Source organism: Synechococcales cyanobacterium CNB, from assembly GCA_030263455.1.
Classification (GTDB): Bacteria; Planctomycetota; Phycisphaerae; order Phycisphaerales; family UBA1924; genus CAADGN01.
On sequence record SZOZ01000009.1, the window covers coordinates 26,626 to 46,135 of the forward strand.

The window sequence follows — 19,510 nt, forward strand, 5'->3', positions numbered from 1 at the left end:
TGCGCGGCCCCGCCCCGGCCCTAGCGCTTGCCGAGGACGAAGATGGCGTAGCCGGGTTCGTGGGCGAAGGCGTCGTCGCCGTGTTCATCGACGACGGCGAGCACGCACAATGGTGAGCGAGCGATGACGCCGAGCCATTGTGAGAGGTTGTAGGTTCGCAAGCGGTAGGTAGCGTCGCGGTGCTCGACTCGTCCTCGGCGCGTGATGGTGAGATGGCTGACGACGAGTTCGGAGCGAGGCTCGGGATTGGCGGCGTCGCCGGGTGGGAGGTATTGGACGACCTGATGGACGTGCGTATCGCCACGGCGTCCTTGCCAGTGGTCCTCGGACGGTTGTTCGCAGCGGTAGGCGGTGATGCTAAGCCCGACAGCGTAGACGCCGCCGGGGCGGAGGACGTGGGCGATCTCTCGGAGGTGCGCGGCGAGCGAGCGGCCATCAGGGAGATGACGGATGGTGTTGATGAGGCAGAAGGCGAACGAGATGGAGCCTGCGTTGACGAAGGCCGAGAGGTCTGTCATGTCGCCGAGTTCGATGCGCCAGCGGGCGGAAGAGCGGATGGCGCGGAGGCGGGCCCGGGCGTACTCGACCGAGGCGGGGTGGATGTCGATGCCGATGCAGTCGATGCCGCGGCGGACGGCGGCGCGGAGGCAGCGCGCCGTGCCGCAGGCTGGTTCGAGCCAGGTTCCGCGACCGGGTCGCCAGCGAGGGAGGAAGCGTCGGCAGATGGATTCGAGGCCTGCGACTTCTTCGGCGGTGCCGTCGGCGTGGAGGATGTCGTAGATGCGAGGGTCGTCGTAGAAGCCTCCGCCGGTGGTGTCCATGTGGGGGCAGAGTAGGAAGGCGAGTAGAGAGAGTGGAGAAGGGGCGCGCGGACTGAAGTCCGCGGCTCGGAGCCGGGGGGCGTGCGGGGGCGGGATCAGTGGAGGACGCGGTAGACCTCGGCCTGATCGGTGAGGCCCTGGGCGACCTTCTCGGCGGCGTCGTCGCGCATGGGGTGGAAGCCCGCGTCCACGGCGGCCTGATAGAGGGTGACGCCGTCGGCGCGCCGGGCGGTGAGCCGACGGAGTTCGTCGTTCATGGACATGATCTCGTAGACGGCGACGCGGCCGCGATAGCCAGCACCGAAGCAGGCGTCGCAGCGTGCGCCGTCGTGGGTCTGCGCGCCGCCGCAGGCGGGGCAGACACGGCGCACGAGGCGCTGGGCGAGGACGGCGAGCAGGCAGGAAGTGACGAGGTACGGCTCGACGCCGATGTCGATGAGGCGGGGGATCGCGCTCGGTGCGTCGTTGGTGTGGAGCGTGGCGAGGACGAGGTGGCCGGTGAGGGAGGCCTGGATGGCGAGTTGCGCGGTTTCCTTGTCGCGGATTTCACCGACGAGGATGACGTCCGGGTCCTGGCGGAGGAGGGCGCGGAGGCCTGTGGCGAAGGTGACACCGCGCTTGGGGTTCACCTGCATCTGGCTGATACCGTCGAGGTGGTATTCGACGGGGTCTTCGATGGTCATGACGTTGCGTGAGCCGCGATCGACGCGGCCGAGGGCGGCGTAGAGGGTGGTGGTCTTGCCTGAGCCGGTGGGTCCGGTGACGAGGATCATGCCTGTGGGGCGGTCGATGAGGTCGAGGAGCTGGGCCTGCATGCGCTTGGCCATGCCGATCTCGTCGAGGGAGAGCTGGGTCTGGCTCTGGTCGAGGAGTCGGAGGACGAGGCGCTCGCCGAAGACGGTGGGGATGCAGGAGAGGCGGACGTCGACCTTCTTCTGGCCGATGCGGACGGAGGTGTGGCCGTCCTGCGGGCTGTGTCGGTTGGCGATGTCAAGTTCGGTCATGACCTTCATGCGGCTGGAGATGGCTGCCGCGAGGGACATGGGGGGCGTGAAGGCATCGACGAGCATGCCGTCGATGCGGAATCGGATGACGAGGCGGTTCTCCTGGGGGTGGACGTGGACGTCGCTCGCTCGGCGGCGGAGGGCCTCGAAGAGGATCATGTTGACGAGGCGGATGACGGGCGTCTGGCGAGCGAGGGAGAGGAGGTCGGTGGAGGAGGAGAGGCCGGCGGCGGCGGACTCGATGGCGGACTGGTCGAGGGGAAGCTCCTCGATGATCTCGGTGACGAGGTCGCCGCGCTGCTCGTAGCCGCGGTTGAGGACGTTGGCGACGGCGACGCGGGGGGCGAGGACGATGCGCAGGGGCATGGAGAGGAGGTCTTCAACGAGGTTGAAGACGGCGGGCTGCATGGGCTGGCTGGTGACGACGGTCATGGTCTGGCCGTCGCTGGAGAGGCCCGCGACCTGCTGCTGGCGTGCGAGGTCGGCGGGGACGACCTCGTAGAAGCGGCTGGCGGAGTCCTGGAGGCGTGGCTCGGGGTCGAAGGGGAGGCCGGTGCGTTCGGCGAGGCGTGAGAGGGCCTGCTGCTCGTCCATGGCGAGCATGGCGAGCATGACGTCCCAGGGGTCGGAGTCGGAGCCTTCTGCGCGGGGGAACTGACGGAGTTTGTCGGGGCTGACGCGGAGCGGGCCGAGGAGGTCGGCGACGCGGGAGAACTCGTCGGCGGCGAGCGCGCGCGCGGGGGTGGTGGCGGCGCGTGGGCCGTTGGTTCGCTCGCCGGGGCCGAGGAGTCGGCGGATGCGCATCAGTGGCCGTCCTCGGGTCGGATGCGGTGGACGGTGCCGGGAAGGGGGGGGGGTTCGGGGGCGTCGGTTGCCGGGTCGATGAGTCGCATGGGGGAGGGCTTGAGGGAGGGGAGGTCGGGGGCGAGGCCGGTGCGCTCGAGGGGGCCGCGGGTAAGGAGGCGCGCGTCGTAGAAGTCGGTGTCGGTGAGGATGCGCGGGGTGATGAAGACGTAGAGGAGAGTGCTGCTCTTGACCTTGTTGGTGTCGCGGAACAGGAGGCCGAGGAGGGGGACGTCGCCGATGAGGGGGACCTTGGCGACCGTGTTCCGCGCGTCCTCAACGGTGATCCCGCCCACCACGATCGTTGTATCCGAGGGAATGGTGACGGCGTCGGAACGGATGGTGCGGCTGATTCGCGGGGGAGGCACGCCGCCCTGCCCGCTGCCCGCGAAGTTGGAGAGGTCGATGAAGTAGTTGAGGCGCATGTATCCGGCCTCGGAGATACTGGGGGTGACGCGCAGGGTCGTGCCGGCGGATTCGTACCCCGAGAACGAGACCTGATCGGTTTGGGTGCCGATCGTGGTTGTCGTGGTCGGTTGCTCTTCGAGACTGACGATCTCGGCCTCTTCGTTGTCGTTCACGAGGAGCTGGGGCGACGAGATGATGCGGGCGTCGGTGTCGCGCTGGACGGCGCTGATGATGAAGGGGACATACTCGCTCTTGATGAGGGCGGCGGTGAAACCGGCGAGGTTGGCCGCGGGGGTCTTGGGGTCGGTGAACTCCGCGCCGTTGCCGAGGTCGTTGAGGCCGAAGTTGGTGCCGGCGCGGAACTGCCCGGCCTTGAGCTGGCTCTCGACGGCGAGGCGGAAGTCGGTGGCGTCGCTGACGGCGAGGATGCGCGCCTCGATGTAGACCTGCGGCCTGCGCTGGTCGAGTTTGTCGATGAGGTCGGCGAACTGCTTCTGGAGCCGCTGCTGGGCCTTGACGAGGACGGTGTTCGTCGGCTCGAAGGCGACGACGAAGGCGGTCTCTGCGGTCGCGGTGAAGCCGGCGTCCTCCTGGCCGGGCGCGGTGATGAAGACGGAGGTGGGCTGCGCGCCGCCGGCAGCGGCACGCCCGACACCCGGCAGGAGCGGCGAAGTGCCCGTGGCGGTGGAGCCTTCGATGAGGCCCATCATGAGATCGGCGAGGGCGGTGGCATCGACGTTGCGGACCTTGTACTCGCGGATGACGATGCGTTCGTCCTCGGTGCCGAAGGTCTCGATGAGGCGTGCGAGTTGTTCCTGCTGGACCTCGGTGCCGTAGTAGACGATCAGGCCTCGGCGTTCATCGACGACCATGACGGACCCGCCGCCGCCCGGCTCGGCCTGCCCGAGGATTCCGGCGGCCTGCTGCTGGCGCTGCTGCTGGGCGGTGAAGACGGCGAAGGGCGACTGCTGCTGGGCGGTCGCCTGCGTGTCGAGCGTGACGACCTGTCCCATGCCGCGGCGGCTGGCGAGGTCGGCGATGGCGCGGGCGGAGGAGCCCGCGAAGAACTGCTTCGGGGTGAGTTCCGTGGGCCGGTCGATCATCTCGATGACGCCACGGACGCGGTCGGCCTCCGCGGGATAACCGCGGAAATAGAGGGCGTTGGACTGCGGATCGACGGTGAGGCGATCGGCGAGGTTGTCGAGTCCGCCCGCGAGGCCGGCGGCGGCGGCGGCGGGGTCCTGCTGCTGGGTGCGCTGGCGTGCGGCCTGGCTCTGGCCGACGAGTTCGATGGCGCGCTCGCGTGCGGCGGAAGCGGAGACGAAGCGCAGGTCGATGCGCGACTGCACCATGCCGTTGTAGTGCCGGAGGAGGCGCGAGACCATCTCTTCGACGTGGCGGACCCGGCGCGGGGAGTCGGTGACGACGAGCAGGCCGAGGTCGTCGAGATAGGCGATCTGCGACCCGCTCTGCCTGGGCTGGCCGGGTACGGCACCGGGTTCGAGCGCGGTACGGAGCGCGGAGGGTCGGACGTTGGGTGTGGGGATGATGCGGGTGGTGGCGAAGTCCTCGGCGAAGGACTGGGGCACTTCGTTGGCGGGCTGGATGCGGTAGAAGCCCGCGGCGTCACGGACGATGGAGTAGTCGTGCTGGTCGAGGAGCGCTTCGAGAAGCGTGAGGAGTTGGGATCGCTTGACGGTCTGCGAAGCGTTGAAGGTGACCTGGCCCGTGAGCGTGCCCTTGACCGAAACGTTGATGCCGAGCGTCTCGGTCACGTAGTCAACGAGTGCCATGAGTTCCACGGCCTCGGAGAAGGCAGGGATGGTGATGTCGTCGTCGGGCTGACCGAGCGGGCCGGCGTCGGCGGGTTGAGCGTCCTGCAACGCGAGCGCGGCACACGGCGTGGAGAGCATGGCTGCCGCGATCGCGACCGCGAGAGACCTCCCCCACTTCCCCCACAGCGGGCGGGAACGAGGCGAACAGACGGGGCGTTGGGCTGTCACGGGCGTCCCTCCTTGCACGGGGCCGCTAGGTTATACCAACTTGGTCGGGAACGGCTGAAGGCCCGGGAAACCGCGATGCGGATCGTCAGTCTGGTGCCATCGGCGACGGAGACGCTGTGCCTCGTCGGCGGGCGCGGGATGCTGGTCGGGCGGTCGCACGAGTGCGATTTCCCGTCCGGTCTGGAGGGCGTCCCGACACTGACGGCGGCCCGGACGGGGCGTGGCGACGTCGCGGCCATCGACGCGGAGGTACGACAGCAGTTGGCCGAGGGCCGACCGCTGTACACGATCAACGAGGCGGAGATCGAGCGATTGCAGCCGGACCTCATCCTGACGCAGGATGTGTGCTCGGTCTGCTCGATTGACCTTGCGACGGTGCGCCGGCTGGCGGAGCGGATGACACCGCGGCCTCGGGTGATGAGCCTGAACCCGAAGACAGTCGAGGGCGTGCTGGATGACGTGATGGCAGTGGGCGAGGCGGCGGGACTGGCGCGCGAGGCGCACGCGGCAGCGCTGCGGCTGCGGGAGCGGCTGTTTCGGGCGCAGGAGTTCGTGCCGCCGTATGTGGATGGGCCGGTGGTCGGGTTCCTGGAGTGGACGGACCCGCTCTTCATCGCGGGCCACTGGACGGTGCAGTTGATCGAGCGTGCGGGCGGGCGGCACCCGCTGAACCCGACGGTGGCACGCGAGGACGCCGGCGCGGCGGAGGGGCCCCAGCAGGCGGAGCGCACGGCGGGACGGTCCATCGCCGTGCCCGCGGAGGTGTTCGCGGGTGTGCGACCGGAGTGGCTGGTGGTGTGCCCGTGCGGGCTCGGGCTGGAGCGGGCGTGGGAGGAGATGGCGCGGCTGGCGAGAGAGGAGTGGTTTCGATCGCTGCCGGCGGTGCGCGCGGGGCGCGTTTCGGTGGTGGACGGGAACCAGATGTTCAACCGTCCCGGGCCGCGGCTGGTGGATGCGTTCGAGTGGCTGGTGGGGTGGCTGCAGGGGCGTGGGGAGTTGATGCCGCGCGGGTTTCCGTGGCGGGCGTGGGAGGGGTGAGCTGGGGCGCGAGCGTCCCGTACCATGCGGGCATGCTGCAGCAGTTTGACCCTCGGAACCGCGACATCCTGGTGAACATCAACGGTCGGCTCGTGCATCGGGACGAGGCGGGAGTATCACCGTTCGACTCGGCGGTGCAGGGGGGGGACGCGGTGTGGGAAGGGCTGCGCGTGTACGACGGGCGCATCTTCCGGCTGACGGAGCACCTGGACCGGCTGCGGGGGAGCGCGCTCGCGCTGGCGTTCGAGACCATCCCGAGCCACGCGGAGATCACGGAGCAGGTGCGGCGGACGCTGGAGGCGAACGGGATGCGCGACGGCGTGCACATCCGATTGACGCTGACGCGGGGCGTGAAGGTGACGAGCGGGATGGACCCTCGCCTGAACCGGAGCGGGCCGACGCTGATCGTGCTGGCGGAGCACAAGCCGCCTGTGTACGGATCGGGCGGTATCGCGCTGGCGACGAGCGGCGTGCGACGGTTCCCGCCGGACTGCCTGGACCCGAAGATCCACCACTGCAACCTGATCCAGTCGATCCTGGCGAAGATCGAGGCGACAAACGCCGGCGCGGACGATGCGCTGATGCTGGACGTGCGCGGGTTCGTGGCGGAAACGAACGCGACGCACGTCCTCATCGTGACGCGGGGGAAGGTGGAGACGAGCCGCACGGTGGCGTGCCCGGAAGGGATCACGCGGGCGGCGGTGTTGGGCTTGTGCCTCGCGCACGGGATCGCGCACGAGGAGCGCGACGTGTCGCTCGCGGAGGTGTACCGGGCGGACGAGGCTTTCTGCACGGGGACGATGGGCGAGATCGTGCCGGTGGTGAAGGTAGACGGACGGACGATCGGCGCGGGAGAAGCGGGGCCTGTCACGCGGCGGATTCAGGGCCTGTTCCGCGAGTTGACGGCGAGCGAGGGGGAGCGGGTGGTGGGGTGAAACACGCGTGAACTTGCGGGGAGGGCAATCCCAAGAGAGACTGTGAGGCGCGTGGCCCGATGCACGCCTTCCGGGAGGTTGACGCATGGTAAGGGCAATAGCGGGTGTGATCGTGGCCTACCTGGTCATGGCGATGGTGACGGTCGTCGCGTTCTTCGGGCTGTACGCGGTGGTTGGGGTGGACGGCGCGTTCCGCGAGGGAACGTACGAGCCGTCCCCGGTGTGGATCGCGTGCAGCGTCGTGATCGGGGTGGCGGCCGCGTTGCTGGGCGGGGCGTTATGCGCCCTGATCGGGCGGTCGAAGCGGGCGGCGCAGGTTCTGGCGGCGCTGCTGCTGGTCTTCGGGCTTGCCTACGCGGCGGGGAGCCTGAAGGGGCCTCAGGAGGTCGTGGTTCGCCCGGCGGACGTGCCCGCGATGGAAGCGATGCAGAACGCGCGCACGCCGGCGTGGATGGGTGTGCTCAACGCGCTCATCGGCGCGACGGGCGTGATGGTCGGGGCGACGATGGTTCTGAAGAAGCGCGACAGCGGCGCGAAGTCCTGAGCGTCCGCGCCGATCGTTCTTACGACTTCCCGTGGCAGCCGCAGGAGGGGCCGCAAGGGGTTCGGGTCTGTTGTTCGGGCGGGCACTCGGCGCGGGGGCCGAGGAAGCGGTCGATCTTGGCCTGCAGGTAGACGTTGTGGTGTTCGAGGTGCCAGGTGGTGCCGACGACGACGTCGCGGAGGGTGATGCGGCCGCGCTCGGGGTGCATGGCGGGGCGGGACCACTGCTCGGGGGAGAGGGACATGAGCAGTTCGGTGGTCCATCGGCGGAGGGTGTGGATGGCGGCGATGAAGCCGGCGACGGGCTGGCGAAGATCGGGGGTGTAGAGCGGGCTGTCTGCGAAGGCCATCTCGTCCCACACGGCGATGACGGGGTTGTCCTCGGCGAGCAGGCGGCGGATGCGGAAGGTCATGACGAGTTCAGCGTCGGCGAGGTGGCCCAGGAGAACGCGGACGGGCCAGCGGCCGACGCCGGAGTCGGGAAGGAAGGCGGTGTCGAGCTGCCCGTCGTCGAGGTCGAAGAGGCGTGGGTCGAAGTTCTCGACGCCGCGGCGGTAGCGGAGGATGAGCGATGGGGTGTCGAGGGTGTCGATCTCGCGTCCGATCTCGGGGTGACCGGCGACCGCGCCGACGGGAGTGGATGAGGTGGTCATGGGGGATTGTTCGCAGGCGGAGAGGTGCGGGCGACGAGGCGAAGGGTGGATAGGCTGAGGACATGAGCGAACGGCGCCTTGCCCTGCGGGTTGTGACGATGCCGCGGGAGACGAACCAGTACGGGACGATCTTCGGCGGGGTGATCCTGAGCTACATCGACCAGGCGGGGTTCGTCGAGGCTCGGCGGCACGGGCAGCACCGGTGGGTCACGGCGTCAATGGACCGGGTGGATTTCACGGCCCCGGTGCACCTGGGGGACATCGTGTCGTTCCACACCTCGACGGAGCGGCTGGGGACGAAGAGCGTGACGGTGCGGGTGGAGGTGGAGGCGGAGCGGTACACAACGGGGGAGACGGTGCCGGTGACGAGCGCGACGGTGACGCTGGTGTCGGTGGACGCGGCGGGAAGGCCGATCCCGTTCCGGGACAAGCCGACGACCGGGGCGTGAGAGATCGGGTAGACTGGGGTAATGTCGGGGGCGATGTTCGTGGAGATCGGGCGGACAGGGCCTGCGCTGGTCGGGCGGGTAGTGTCGTCGAAGGTGACGGAGCGCGAGGCGCCGATCATCGAGGCGGAACTGAGCGGGTCAGCGGAGGGCAGCGCGTGGCGGATGGTGGTGGACCTGACGGAGGTCGGGATGCTGGCGTCGGCGGGGCTGGGAATGCTGGTGACGCTGCACCGCAAGTGCCGCGACAACAGCGGGAAGATGGCGATCTGCGGGGTGAGCGAGGACATCCTGGGCGCGCTGAAACTGAGCCGCCTGGACCGGATGCTGGTCATCAAGACGGACCTCGAGGCGGCGGTGAAGGCGGTGGCGTGAGCGGCGCGGCGGCCCGGCTGTGCGTGATGATCAGCGGGGGGGGGCGGACGCTCCTCAACATCGCCGACGCGATCGACACGGGTCGGCTGCGGGCAACGATCGCGCTGGTGATCGCGTCGCGCGAGTGCCGCGGCGCGGAACGGGCGAGAGCGCGCGGGTTCGAGACGGTCGTCGTGCCCGGTGAGATCGGGCGCGATGCGCTGGCGGCGCTGCTCGATGAGCGGGCGATCGACTGGGTCGTACTGGCGGGGTATCTGCGGTACGTGCACGTGGCGGAGCCGTACCGTGGGCGGATCGTGAACATACACCCTGCGCTGCTGCCCGCGTTCGGGGGCAAGGGGATGTACGGCGAGCGCGTGCATGCCGCGGTGCTGGCGTCCGGAGCGACGGAGACGGGCTGCACGGTTCACCACGTGGACGAGGAGTACGACCACGGGCCGATCGTCCTTCAGGCTCGGTGCCCGGTGCTGCCGGGCGACACCGTGAAGGCGCTGGCGGAGCGGGTGTTCGAGCTGGAGTGTCGGGTGTATCCCGAGGCGTTGCGGCGTCTGATCGAGGGGAAGACCTGACGACGCATCCGACTCCGCAACCGGCCGATAGGATTGGGCGGAAGGCAGTGAGCGATGCGAGCGTTTCGCGGGATGGCGGGCGTTGTGGTCGTGGCGGCTGCGCTGTCGGCGGCGTGTCCGAGCGCTGTGCTCGGTCAGGACGCGGGCGGGTCGCTGGAGGAGCGGGCGATCCGTGCGTTCGCGGCGGGGGACTACGAGGCGGCGGAGGCCGCGCTGCACCTGCAGCTGGAGGAGGAGCCGGGCAACTTCGTGGCGATGTACAACCTGGCGTGCGTGCGGGCGATGCGCGGGGACACGGCCGAGGCTGGGGAGATGCTCATTCGCGCGGTGGAGCACGGGTTCACGGACATTCGGCAGCTGACGCACGACCCGCACCTCGCGCCGCTGCGGGGCGACCCTCGATACCTGGCGATCGTGCAGCGGTGGGACGAGATCCTGGAACGGCGGGCGGCGACAGACCTCGAAAGGGCGCGGGAGCGATTCGGGGCGGGGTACCTGTACGAGCGTGACGGGCGTCTGCGGCTGCTGTTCGCGTCCGGGTTCACGGCAGAAACGACGGCGCAGTGCCGGGCGGAGGTGGAGCGCATCTACGAGTGGGCGATGGCGGAGGTGTTCGGCGAGACACACACGGAACTGGCCGGTTCGAAGGACGCGTGGGTGCTGGTCGCGCTGCCGACCCGGCGGGACTTCGAGCGGTGGGCGGTGGAGACGTATGGGCCTGCGGCGCGGGGCTACACGCAGGGGATCGGCGGGCACTACAACCACGACACGAAGCAGCTGGTGACAGGCGACCTCGGGGCGAGCCTGCGGCACGAGTTCATGCACGTGCTGCACTGGCGCAGCACGACGCGGCTGGGGCAGATTCATCCGGTGTGGGTGCAGGAGGGGTTGTGCTCGCTGGTCGAGGACTACGACCCCGGACCCGACGGACGCCCGGTGCCGGTGCCGTCGTGGCGGACGAACCAGGCGCGGTTTCTGGCCGAGGCGGGGAAGCTGCTGAAGGTGCGCGACCTGGTGTCGGTGCCTCGGGAGCACTTCACCGGAACGAGGCCGCTGGCATTCTATGGTCAGGCGAGGACGCTGTTTCTGTTCCTGCACTCGCGAGGCAGATTGTCGGGGTGGTACAAGCACTTCACGGAGCACTTCCGGGACGATCCGACGGGTCTGGCGTCGCTGGAGGCCGCGCTGGAGATGTCGGCGGAGGAGATCGACAGCGAGTATCGACGCTGGCTGCTGTCGCTGCCGAAGGCGCCCGAGGAGGTGCGGGTGGGGTCGGCGTCGCTGGGCGTGCAGATCGACGCGACGGGGACGGGAGAGGGGCTGACGATCAGCGCGTTCGTGCCTCGGAGCGCGGCGGGTGGGCTGCGTGTCGGCGACGTGATCACGCACGTGGACGGGCGCGCGGTGCGGGACTACTACGAGCTGGTGCGTGTGCTGGCGCAGCGTTCGCCGGGGGAGACTGTGGAGGTAGGGTATCGGCGCGGCCGGCTGCACGGGACGGCGGAGGTAACGCTCAAGAAGGCGGAGTGATCCGACTCGGCACCACCATCGGTCCAGAACAACCGATGGTGGCGGCGCACTCGATGAACGTCCGGACGGGTCAGTCGAGGAGGTGGGCAAGGGCGTCGACGAAGCGCTGGAAGCGCTTCGGAGATTTCTCGGCCCAGACGGAGCAGCCCGCGGCGTCGATGATCTTCTCGCTGATACGACCGAGGAGCACCTGCGCTGGCGCGGTTCGAGTGTGGGTGCCGAGGACGAGGAGGTCGAGGCGCTCTTCGAGGGCGAGGGCGGGGATGCGCGAGGCGGGGAGGCCCTCCTCAATACGGACGCGGACGGCGACGCCGGGCGCGATGCGGGCGACCCGGGCGATCATGGCGTCGGCGCGTTCGCGGAGAGCGTGCGCGATCTTCTCGCAGGCTTCTTCCCAGGTGAGGACCATGTGGTATCCGCTGGGGACTTCGTAGGAGCCGAGGAGGACGACCTCCGGGACGCCGAGGCGCGAGGCGACCTCGACGGCTCGGATAAGGAACTCGTCGTTGTCGGCGTGGAGGTCGCAGGCCATGCCGACGCGCTGGATGTCGCCTCGGAACTCGGGGAGGGCGATGACGACGCTGACGGGGGAAGCGCGGAGGAGCCTGTCGGCGACGCTGCCGAGCCGGCCGCGCTTGAGGCCGCCCTTGCCATAGCGTCCGACGACGATGAGGTCGGCGTGAAGTTTGGCGCGAAGGGCGAGGATTTCGGACTCGGGGTCGCCGCGCAGGACGTGGAGCGTAACGCCGTCGGCGAGGCCGTGCGATTGGCAGAAGAGCCGGAGTTCTTCCTCGGCGAGTTGGACGTGCTTTTCGGCGAGGCCCGGGATGGCGCGTTCGGTGACCTCTGAAACGGGTTCGACGACGTGGACGAGGTGCAGGGCCGCGCCGTATCGGTGAGCAAGGAGGCGAGCGGTTACGACGCCGCCGATGGACTCGGGGGTGAGGCCGGAGCCGACGAGGATGGTTTTGATCTGGCGGAGTGTGTCAGTGGGCATGGTGACCTCCGAGTCCGACCCGGCCGGGACTGAACGGTATCGTCTTATCGACCGTCGGCGGTGCGAGGCTGTACGCGATCGTGGCGGGAGCGGGCGAGCGGGGCGGTTAGCGTTCGGGGTTCGCCTATGATGGCGCCACCGCCGCGTGTGTGGCGGGAATCCCCCCACTGCGACCCTTCCCCGCATCCCGAAGCCGCCCGCGATGACCGACCCGACGCCGCGCATCCGCAACTTCTCGATCATCGCCCACATCGACCACGGCAAGTCCACGCTGGCGGATCGGCTGTTGCAGGCGACGAACGCCGTTTCCGCGCGCGAGGCGCGGGAGCAGATGCTCGACTCGATGGACCTGGAGCGCGAGCGGGGCATCACGATCAAGGCGTCGGCGGTGACGGTGATGCACCGGCACCGGCCGGGGACGAAGCGCGACGAACTGGAGGCGGACTACGAGGAGCCGACCGACGAGGAGGGTCGGCACCGCGCCCGCAAAGGCTCGCCGGAGGAGCACGGCGAGCTGTACATGCTGAACTTCATCGACACGCCCGGGCACGTGGACTTCAACTACGAGGTGTCGCGGGCACTCAAGGCGTGCGAGGGCGCGTTGCTCGTGGTGGACGCGACGCAGGGGGTCGAGGCGCAGACGGTGGTGAACGCGCTGCTGGCGATCGGGCAGGATCTCGAGATCATCCCGGTGCTGAACAAGATCGACCTGCCGTCGGCGCGGCCGGACGAGGTGGCGATGGAGGTCGAGCAGGTGCTCGGGTTCGCGGCGGAGGACTGCCTGCGTGTGTCGGCGAAGACCGGCGAGGGGATACGTGAGTTGCTGGCGGCGATCTGCGAGCGGTTGCCCGGGCCGCGCACGCCGGAGACGAGCAAGACGCGGGCGCTGATCTTCGACGCGGTGTACGACGACTACCGCGGGGTGATCGTGTACGTGCGGGTGTTCGACGGGCGGCTTCGCGTGGGCGAGAAGGTCCGCATGATGGGGCTGGGACGGACGTACCAGGTGACGGAACTCGGGAAGTACACGCCCAAGCCTGTGAAAGTGCAGGAACTGGGGCCGGGCGAGACGGGCTACCTGGTGGCGGCGATCAAGACGCTGGGCGACGTTCGTGTCGGCGACACGATCACGCTGGAACTGGACCCGGCGGAGGCGCCGCTGGAGGGGTACCAGCCGCCGAGACAGATGGTGTTCTGCGACTTCTACCCCGCGACGACGGAGAAGAAAGGGAACGACTTCGAGGAACTCCGCGAGGCGATGGAAAAACTGAGCCTGAACGACTCGTCGTTCACGTTTCAGGCGGTGCACTCGGAGGCGCTTGGGTTCGGGTTCCGGTGCGGGTTCCTGGGGCTGCTGCACATGGACATCGTGCAGGAGCGGCTGGAGCGCGAGGGGGGGGTCGAGGTGGTCCAGACGGCCCCGACGGTGAGCTACAAGGTGCTCGTGCGTGGCAAGGGGGGGGTCGTCGAGGAGGTCGAGGTGCACAACCCGGCCGACCTGCCGGACATGGGACTGGTGGAGGAGATCCGTGAGCCGATCTGCCGGGTGGAGATCATGATCCCGAACCAGTACGTGGGCGAGATCATGAAGCTGTGCCTGGACAGGCGGGGCGTGTACAAGAGCCAGATGGTGGTCTCCGAGACACGGCAGATGCTGACATTCGAGGTGCCGCTTGCGGAGCTGATCTACGACTTCTACGACAAGCTCAAGGGGCTGACGAGCGGGTACGGGACGATGGACTACGAGGTCGTCGGCTACCGCGCGGATCGGCTGGTGAAGGTGGACGTGCTGATCAACGGCGACCCGGTCGAGGCGCTGTCGTTCATCTGCCACCGGGAACGGGCCGAGCATCGCGGTCGGCAGCTGCTGGTGAAGCTGCGCAAGCAGATCGACCGGCACCAGTTCGAGATCCCGCTGCAGGCCGCGATCGGCGGGAAGGTGGTGGCCCGCGAGACGATCAAGGCGTTCCGCAAGGACGTGACGGCCAAGTGCTACGGCGGGGACGTGACGCGCAAGCGAAAACTGCTGGAAAAGCAGAAGAAGGGCAAGGAACGCATGAAGTCCATCGGGAGCGTGAACATCCCGCAGGAAGCGTTCATGGCGGTGCTGGATACGGGGGAGGAGTAGGCTGTGGCGGACATGCCGCCCAGCGTCGTGATCCTGGCGGGGCCGAACGGGGCCGGGAAGACGACGGCCGCGCCGTTCGTGCTGCGGGACGCTCTTGGGGTCGACGAGTTCGTGAACGCGGACGACATCGCCCGCGGGCTATCGGGGTTCGCTCCGGAGCGCAGTGCTGTCGCGGCGGGGCGGATCATGCTCGCCCGGATGCGCGAACTGGCGGGCGTTCGGGCGACATTCGCGTTCGAGACAACGCTGGCGACGCGGTCGTACGCGCCGTGGCTGTCGCGCATGCGTCAGACCGGGTACCGAGCGACGCTGGTGTTCCTCTCCCTGCCGTCGGCAGATGCGGCGGTCGAGCGCGTCCGCGGCCGGGTCGCGGAGGGCGGCCACGACGTGCCGGAACCGGTCGTGCGGCGGCGCTATGCGCGGGGGTTGCGGAACCTGTGGAACCTCTACCTGCCGCTGGCGGATGACTGGAGCGTCTACGATAATGCGGGTCGAACACCTGACCTGATGGCCGTTGGCAGCGGGATGATTGTTGAGCGAGTTGTCCTTCAGTCGCAGTGGAAGAGGCTCCGAGGAGGCTGCGGCGATGAATAAGCCCATTGCGAACCCGGCTCGGGATCAATCACGCCGTCCGATTGGCGAAGTCATCCGCGATCGCGAGATCATGCGCGAAGCGCTGCGGCGGGCAGCGGAAGTCGCGGAGCGTAGGAAGGCGTTGCGGCCGCAGCCGTCGTCAAAGGCGGAGCACTGAGCACTCCACCGTAGGCGGCGATTATACCGCATCCGCCTCGCAGGGTGGGTTGCATTGGACCGAGCCGCTGGTCTACGTAGCTTCCTGCTCGATCAGCGGATTGAAGTCCCTCCTCAATGTGACTGCTCAGACAATCCCGCTTCAGGGTGTTGCCCATCAGATCCCAGATACTCATTGAGCCGTGTTGCGATGAGGCGCCTCCGCTCTGCCAAGAAGTCGGAATAGCGATCCACATGCAGCACATCTTCACGGGTCGGTATGCACTGGGCGTCGAAGACCTCGACGCCCTGGCGCTCAACTATCCCGGGAACGTAATCGACTGGTGGCTTATCGCTGATCGTCCGGTTGGTCTTCCCTCCAATGAACGTGAGGTTTGCTATATCGTCTGCCTCTCTGGACGTGTACCGTCCTTTCAGCACCGACTTGGCGAAGAAATGGTGAAACTGAAGCCGGTGCTGGGAACTGCTATGGTCGAGTGAAATGGCGAGATTCGATCGCCAGTCCCGAGCACCTGCTGCCCGAAATGCAAGGAACATCGTTTTGAAGAGGGCGCTTCGCTGATTGCGGCCGACGAGATCCTCCGGCGCCACGTCGAGGCGCCCCACCTGCTGCCGAAGTCGCTCAATCAGATCGTCCGCGCCGCGTCCGTCCCGCAGTGTTGCCAGATCCTGATCCAGAATGGTTTCGCTCGATCCTCGCGAGTATCGCCCCTTTGCGTTCGCAACGAGTGTCCAGTGTCGAAGGCGCCGGGCATCCTCAGACGTAATGCTGTACTCTCGCTTGTGTCCGTAGTACCCGAGCGTGACAAGCAGGAACGGCGATGACAGCAGCACCGGGCTGCCGATCCCAACATTGCTCCGAGCGAAATCGATGGCGAACTCCATGCCGGGCACGCACGCTTCCCATGCCGCTTTCAGGTCATTGGCAGAGAGTCCGCCAACCGTCAGGAACCGCGACTGACCCGTCGCGAATACGATGAGATTTTTCAGGTGCAGGCCAAGGTCGAGGTCAAAGCCCGTCTGCGCGCACTGCTCCTGGAAGCCCTGGAACACTTTGAGAGCACCGCGCCACTTCGCGGTGATCTGAGCGAGCGCAAGGTCCGAACTCCGGAGCTTCGCGCCCAGTGAGTTGACGCGGACAAATATCTCCGTCACTTCATCGTATGAGAGCGACCGTTCCAGAATGTCCATGCGGTACACGTAGTTGCGAACGCCGCGGAGCCTGGCCAGTCGCTGGCTATACTTCTTGAAGCGTGGATCGCTGACCCGTTCGATGCCGGCTCTCTCAAGAAATGGCGCGTCCTCATCGGTCTTGAAGACGTCCGTGACTCTCACCCAGTGAGGATGCTGTTCCAGCTTCTTCGTCGCAACCACGAATGTCATGCGATTCAGACGCGCATCCAGTTCGTTTTCGCTGGAGTCCGTCTCGTCGTCGAAGAGATCGCTCTCGTCGTCCTTGCTATCTTCGTTGACCTCGGTAACCACGGCGAGCTCTTCCGGGTGTTCAAGGTTGAACAGCAGCTCGATGGGTCTCTTGCGCCAGCGCACGTTGACGGGTTTTCCTCGGATGACGGCGGCGAGCGATGTGAGTCGCTGCTGGCCGTCGAGCAGGAGCAGAGCGCTCTGGTAGGGGTTTCTCTGCTGCTCGACAGCGAACTCCTGAAGCGGGACCGCTTCGTCGGTCTCCCAGAGCAGGATCGCACCCGACGGGTAACCGCGGTAGAGCGAGTCGAGGAGATCCCGCACGCGCGTCGATTGCCACACATACCGCCGCTGCATTTCGGGCAGGCGCAACTCACCCCGTTCGATCTTGGCTACGAGTTCCTCAACGCTGGCTTCGCCCTTTGCCACGCCGTAACTCCTGGATCAAGGGAGTGAATCGTACCCGATACCGCTTGGTTGGGCCCCGACTCCCAGACATGCGGTGATTTCGGCAAGGGCACATCCAAGCAGATCACGCCGGCCCGCCGGTACAAGCCATCCCCTCAGCCGCTCCCTCACGGTCGCGGCTCGTTGGGCGTGGGGTGTGGGGCGTGTGGATCACGGGCCGCGCTTTCGCTTCAGCGCGAAGGCGGTCGGTTCGGTGAGTTTGCCGTTGCGGTCGTAGGATCGCCAGTCCTGGCGGATGGTGCCGTCGCGGAGGAGGGTGAGTGTCACGCGGCCCATGTAGTGGTCGTGCTCGGGGCGGAGGTTGGAGACGGAGTCGAAGTCGAACTCGTAGACCGTGCCCTCGGCGGTTTCGCGCACTTCGTGGGCGATCATGCGGGGCTGGTTGCCGGCGGCGCAGTAGTGGGTGAGGACGAGATCGCGGCCGTCCATGTGGTAGAGGTTGGTCATCTCGTGCGGGTGACCGGGGAACATGATCTCACGGACAACGGAGCCGGCGGAGGAGACGGTGAAAACGGCCGTGTAGGGCACGTCGGCGTCGGGGGAAGCGGGTTCCCATTCGCCCTCGAGGGCGGCGATGCGGGCGAACATTTCGGCGTCGCGCTCGGGCGAGGCGGCGCGGCGCGCGGGCTGCGACGAGCACGCGGCGATGGTGAGCAGCGCGATGCAGACGACGGTGAGCGTGGCACGGGTCATTGTGGTTCCTCGGGGGTCTTGAGGGTCAGTATACCGAAGGTTTGGGCCGCCGGGTTGCGGCTCGGTTGCAGGCGGTCAGTGCGCGCACCGGAAGGCCCTCGGCGGGCCTTCGGCGGTGAACGGAACGGAGAGAGAGAGGAGATGCGTGTGAGCCGTGATGGTTCAGGCGCGGCGGCGGCGTGCGGCGACCAGGCCGGCGAGTGAGAGGAGCGCGAACGTGCCGGGCGCGGGGATGACGCGGGTGAAGACGCGGATCTGCTCGATGTCGGCGACGGGGCTGACGGTGGAGAGTTGGAAGGTGAGGACGTTGCCGTTGATGTCGACAAAGTCCGCGCCGGTCCAGTTGTTGAATCCGCGGAAGGGCATGCCGGTGGGGTAGATGGTGCCGGTCGTGGCGATGGCGTCGGAGAGGTCGAGGTTGAAGTCGGAGTATTGGACGGCGGCGATGGGATCCTTGAAGGTGACGGTGCCGAAGATGACGATGCCGGGCGGGCCGTCGAAGTGGACCATGTGCGAGTCGAAGGTGCCGGTGAGGAAGCCGGGGACGGCGGCGTTGCTGTTGCTGGGGTTGGTGCTGAGGTCCACGGGCATGAGGGCGAGGCTGATCCCCTGCTGCTCGTCCCACGCCCAGGCGTTGGTGGCGTTGAGCGGCCCCATGACCGCGCTGGGCGGGGCGGCGATCTGGGTGCAAAGCCCGGTGGTGGCGACGATGGAGGCGTTGGCCGAGGCGGCGGCAGCGGCGAAGGCGAGACAGAGAGACAGCGTGCGCGAACGGTTCATGGGACGGGCCTTTCGTGTGAGGAGTTCCCTCCCCCGCCGAACCGGAACACCCGGGAATGCGTCGGGTCGGGGATCGTGTGCCGCGTGTCTCGCGGCTCCGGTGCAGAGCGACGGAGCACGACGGGCCTCACGCGGTCGGCAGGTTTTTTTTGAGGGGTTCGGGGGTCGGGTAGACTGCCCGGCGTCGGGGGCACGCACGCCGAACCCACGGAGGAGATCATGGCCGAGAGCACGAACCAGACGACGACCATCGGAGCGGACACGAGCATCACGGGGGAGATCTGCTTCGAGTCGGCGGCGCAGGTGTACGGGCGGGTGGAGGGGAAGATCGTCGGAAAGGGGGAGTTGCGGATCGGGAGCGGTGCGACGTGCCGGGCGGCGATCGACGCGGGTCGCGTGACCGTGGACGGCACAGTGGAGGGGGACGTCGTGGGGCGCGACCGGGTGGAACTGACTGCCAAGGCGCGCGTGACGGGCGACGTGACCGCGCCGAAACTGGTGGTGAACGAGGGGGCGTCGTTCTACGGGCACTGCCGCGTGGGACCGGACGCGGGCAAGGAGCACGCCAAGAGCGTGGCGGAGGCGAAGCCTGCGGCGAAGGGAGCGGGCGTGCCGACGGCCTGAGACGGAGAGCGCGCCAGCGATGCCGGCGGAGACAGCCCAGCGCAGCGTGCAGTGCTACCACTGCCGCCGACGGTTCGAGGTCGGCGTGCGGGCGGTGACGGTGTCGTGTCCTGGCTGCCACAAGCGTCTGGTGATCGAGGACCTGGTGATCAAGAACGCGCAGGCCTACACGAAGCTGCAGACGTGCGGCCGGGTGGTGGTGCAGCGTCGCGGGCACGTGATGGCGTCGCTGGTGGAAGCCCACGCGGGGATCGAGGTGCTGGGCGTGCTGGAGGCGAACGCCGTCACGGGGGGGGGCGTGCGGATCGGGCCGAAGGCAACGTGGAAGGGGGACCTGGCGGCACGGACGCTGCGGGTCGAGGCCGGGGCGCGGATCATCGGGGGACGTTTCGCGGTGCCGGACGATCCGCTGGGTTTGGGGGAGGAAGAACCGCACGCGGAGGCGCAGGGGCGCTGAGGGTAAGGAGCAGAAGTAGAACG

The 19,510-nt window shown here is 68.1% G+C and carries 19 protein-coding genes; 11 read left to right on the forward strand and 8 right to left on the reverse strand.

What is annotated here, in order from left to right:
• Positions 1-20: 20 nt before the first annotated feature.
• The 3 genes from FBT69_09850 to FBT69_09860 all read right to left on the reverse strand — a co-directional run bounded on the left by FBT69_09850 (position 21) and on the right by FBT69_09860 (position 5,079).
• Positions 21-821, reverse strand: a complete 801-nt coding sequence (locus tag FBT69_09850; GenBank protein MDL1905096.1) for a class I SAM-dependent methyltransferase — start codon at positions 819-821, stop codon at positions 21-23.
• Between the two features lie 95 nt (positions 822-916).
• Positions 917-2,629 (reverse strand): type II/IV secretion system protein, encoded by a 1,713-nt coding sequence (locus tag FBT69_09855; protein MDL1905097.1) that lies wholly within the window; start codon positions 2,627-2,629, stop codon positions 917-919.
• A complete protein-coding gene (locus FBT69_09860; GenBank protein ID MDL1905098.1) occupies positions 2,629-5,079 on the reverse strand; it encodes a hypothetical protein in 2,451 nt (816 codons plus the stop codon). Before FBT69_09860 ends, FBT69_09855 begins: the two co-directional genes overlap by 1 nt.
• Before the next feature lie 75 nt (positions 5,080-5,154).
• On the opposite strand from FBT69_09860, the gene FBT69_09865 reads away from it, so the two are divergent.
• The 3 genes from FBT69_09865 (at position 5,155) to FBT69_09875 (ending at position 7,596) form a co-directional block, all read left to right on the forward strand.
• The gene (locus FBT69_09865) at positions 5,155-6,117 is read left to right on the forward strand and encodes a cobalamin-binding protein (protein MDL1905099.1); all 963 of its coding nucleotides are present in this window, start codon (positions 5,155-5,157) and stop codon (positions 6,115-6,117) included.
• 32 nt (positions 6,118-6,149) lie between these two features.
• Positions 6,150-7,052: an aminotransferase IV gene (locus FBT69_09870; GenBank protein MDL1905100.1), complete on the forward strand. Its 903-nt coding sequence runs from the start codon at positions 6,150-6,152 to the stop codon at positions 7,050-7,052.
• 85 nt (positions 7,053-7,137) lie between these two features.
• The gene (locus FBT69_09875; protein ID MDL1905101.1) at positions 7,138-7,596 is read left to right on the forward strand and encodes a hypothetical protein; all 459 of its coding nucleotides are present in this window, start codon (positions 7,138-7,140) and stop codon (positions 7,594-7,596) included.
• Between the two features lie 19 nt (positions 7,597-7,615).
• Here the strand turns inward: FBT69_09875 and FBT69_09880 are convergent, their stop codons facing one another.
• Positions 7,616-8,248, reverse strand: coding sequence for a hypothetical protein (locus FBT69_09880; GenBank protein MDL1905102.1), 633 nt, complete (start codon positions 8,246-8,248; stop codon positions 7,616-7,618).
• A 62-nt stretch (positions 8,249-8,310) separates the two neighbouring features.
• Between FBT69_09880 and FBT69_09885 the strand changes: the two genes are divergently transcribed.
• The 4 genes from FBT69_09885 to FBT69_09900 are packed head-to-tail and all read left to right on the forward strand — an operon-like array spanning position 8,311 to position 11,168.
• Positions 8,311-8,697 (forward strand): acyl-CoA thioesterase, encoded by a 387-nt coding sequence (locus FBT69_09885; protein ID MDL1905103.1) that lies wholly within the window; start codon positions 8,311-8,313, stop codon positions 8,695-8,697.
• A 21-nt stretch (positions 8,698-8,718) separates the two neighbouring features.
• Positions 8,719-9,069, forward strand: coding sequence for an STAS domain-containing protein (locus tag FBT69_09890; GenBank protein ID MDL1905104.1), 351 nt, complete (start codon positions 8,719-8,721; stop codon positions 9,067-9,069).
• Positions 9,070-9,095: 26 nt separating this feature from the next.
• Positions 9,096-9,638, forward strand: coding sequence for a phosphoribosylglycinamide formyltransferase (locus FBT69_09895; GenBank protein ID MDL1905105.1), 543 nt, complete (start codon positions 9,096-9,098; stop codon positions 9,636-9,638).
• 54 nt (positions 9,639-9,692) lie between these two features.
• Positions 9,693-11,168: a PDZ domain-containing protein gene (locus tag FBT69_09900; GenBank protein MDL1905106.1), complete on the forward strand. Its 1,476-nt coding sequence runs from the start codon at positions 9,693-9,695 to the stop codon at positions 11,166-11,168.
• A gap of 70 nt (positions 11,169-11,238) precedes the next feature.
• Here the strand turns inward: FBT69_09900 and FBT69_09905 are convergent, their stop codons facing one another.
• The gene (locus FBT69_09905) at positions 11,239-12,417 is read right to left on the reverse strand and encodes a universal stress protein (GenBank protein MDL1905107.1); all 1,179 of its coding nucleotides are present in this window, start codon (positions 12,415-12,417) and stop codon (positions 11,239-11,241) included.
• On the opposite strand from FBT69_09905, the gene lepA reads away from it, so the two are divergent.
• Both lepA and FBT69_09915 read left to right on the forward strand, forming a co-directional pair.
• Positions 12,368-14,293 (forward strand): elongation factor 4, encoded by a 1,926-nt coding sequence (gene lepA, locus FBT69_09910; protein MDL1905108.1) that lies wholly within the window; start codon positions 12,368-12,370, stop codon positions 14,291-14,293. The two genes, FBT69_09905 and lepA, sit on opposite strands and share 50 nt — an antisense overlap.
• A 12-nt stretch (positions 14,294-14,305) precedes the next feature.
• Complete coding sequence (locus FBT69_09915; protein MDL1905109.1) at positions 14,306-14,887, forward strand: hypothetical protein; 582 nt, start codon at positions 14,306-14,308, stop codon at positions 14,885-14,887.
• Between the two features lie 270 nt (positions 14,888-15,157).
• Here FBT69_09915 and FBT69_09920 read toward each other — a convergent pair whose 3' ends face one another.
• The 3 genes from FBT69_09920 to FBT69_09930 form a co-directional block, all read right to left on the reverse strand.
• Entirely contained in the window at positions 15,158-16,894 is a 1,737-nt protein-coding gene (locus FBT69_09920) for a DUF262 domain-containing protein (GenBank protein MDL1905110.1), read from the reverse strand.
• 189 nt (positions 16,895-17,083) lie between these two features.
• Positions 17,084-17,626 carry a hypothetical protein gene (locus FBT69_09925; protein MDL1905111.1) on the reverse strand — a complete coding sequence of 181 codons (543 nt, stop codon included), beginning with the start codon at positions 17,624-17,626 and terminating at the stop codon, positions 17,084-17,086.
• 162 nt (positions 17,627-17,788) lie between these two features.
• Positions 17,789-18,406, reverse strand: coding sequence for a hypothetical protein (locus FBT69_09930; GenBank protein ID MDL1905112.1), 618 nt, complete (start codon positions 18,404-18,406; stop codon positions 17,789-17,791).
• Positions 18,407-18,625: 219 nt separating this feature from the next.
• On the opposite strand from FBT69_09930, the gene FBT69_09935 reads away from it, so the two are divergent.
• Both FBT69_09935 and FBT69_09940 read left to right on the forward strand, forming a co-directional pair.
• A complete protein-coding gene (locus FBT69_09935; GenBank protein MDL1905113.1) occupies positions 18,626-19,030 on the forward strand; it encodes a polymer-forming cytoskeletal protein in 405 nt (134 codons plus the stop codon).
• 19 nt (positions 19,031-19,049) lie between these two features.
• On the forward strand, positions 19,050-19,487 hold the full coding sequence (locus tag FBT69_09940; protein ID MDL1905114.1) for a hypothetical protein: 438 nt from the start codon (positions 19,050-19,052) through the stop codon (positions 19,485-19,487).
• The last annotated feature ends 23 nt before the right edge of the window (positions 19,488-19,510 follow it).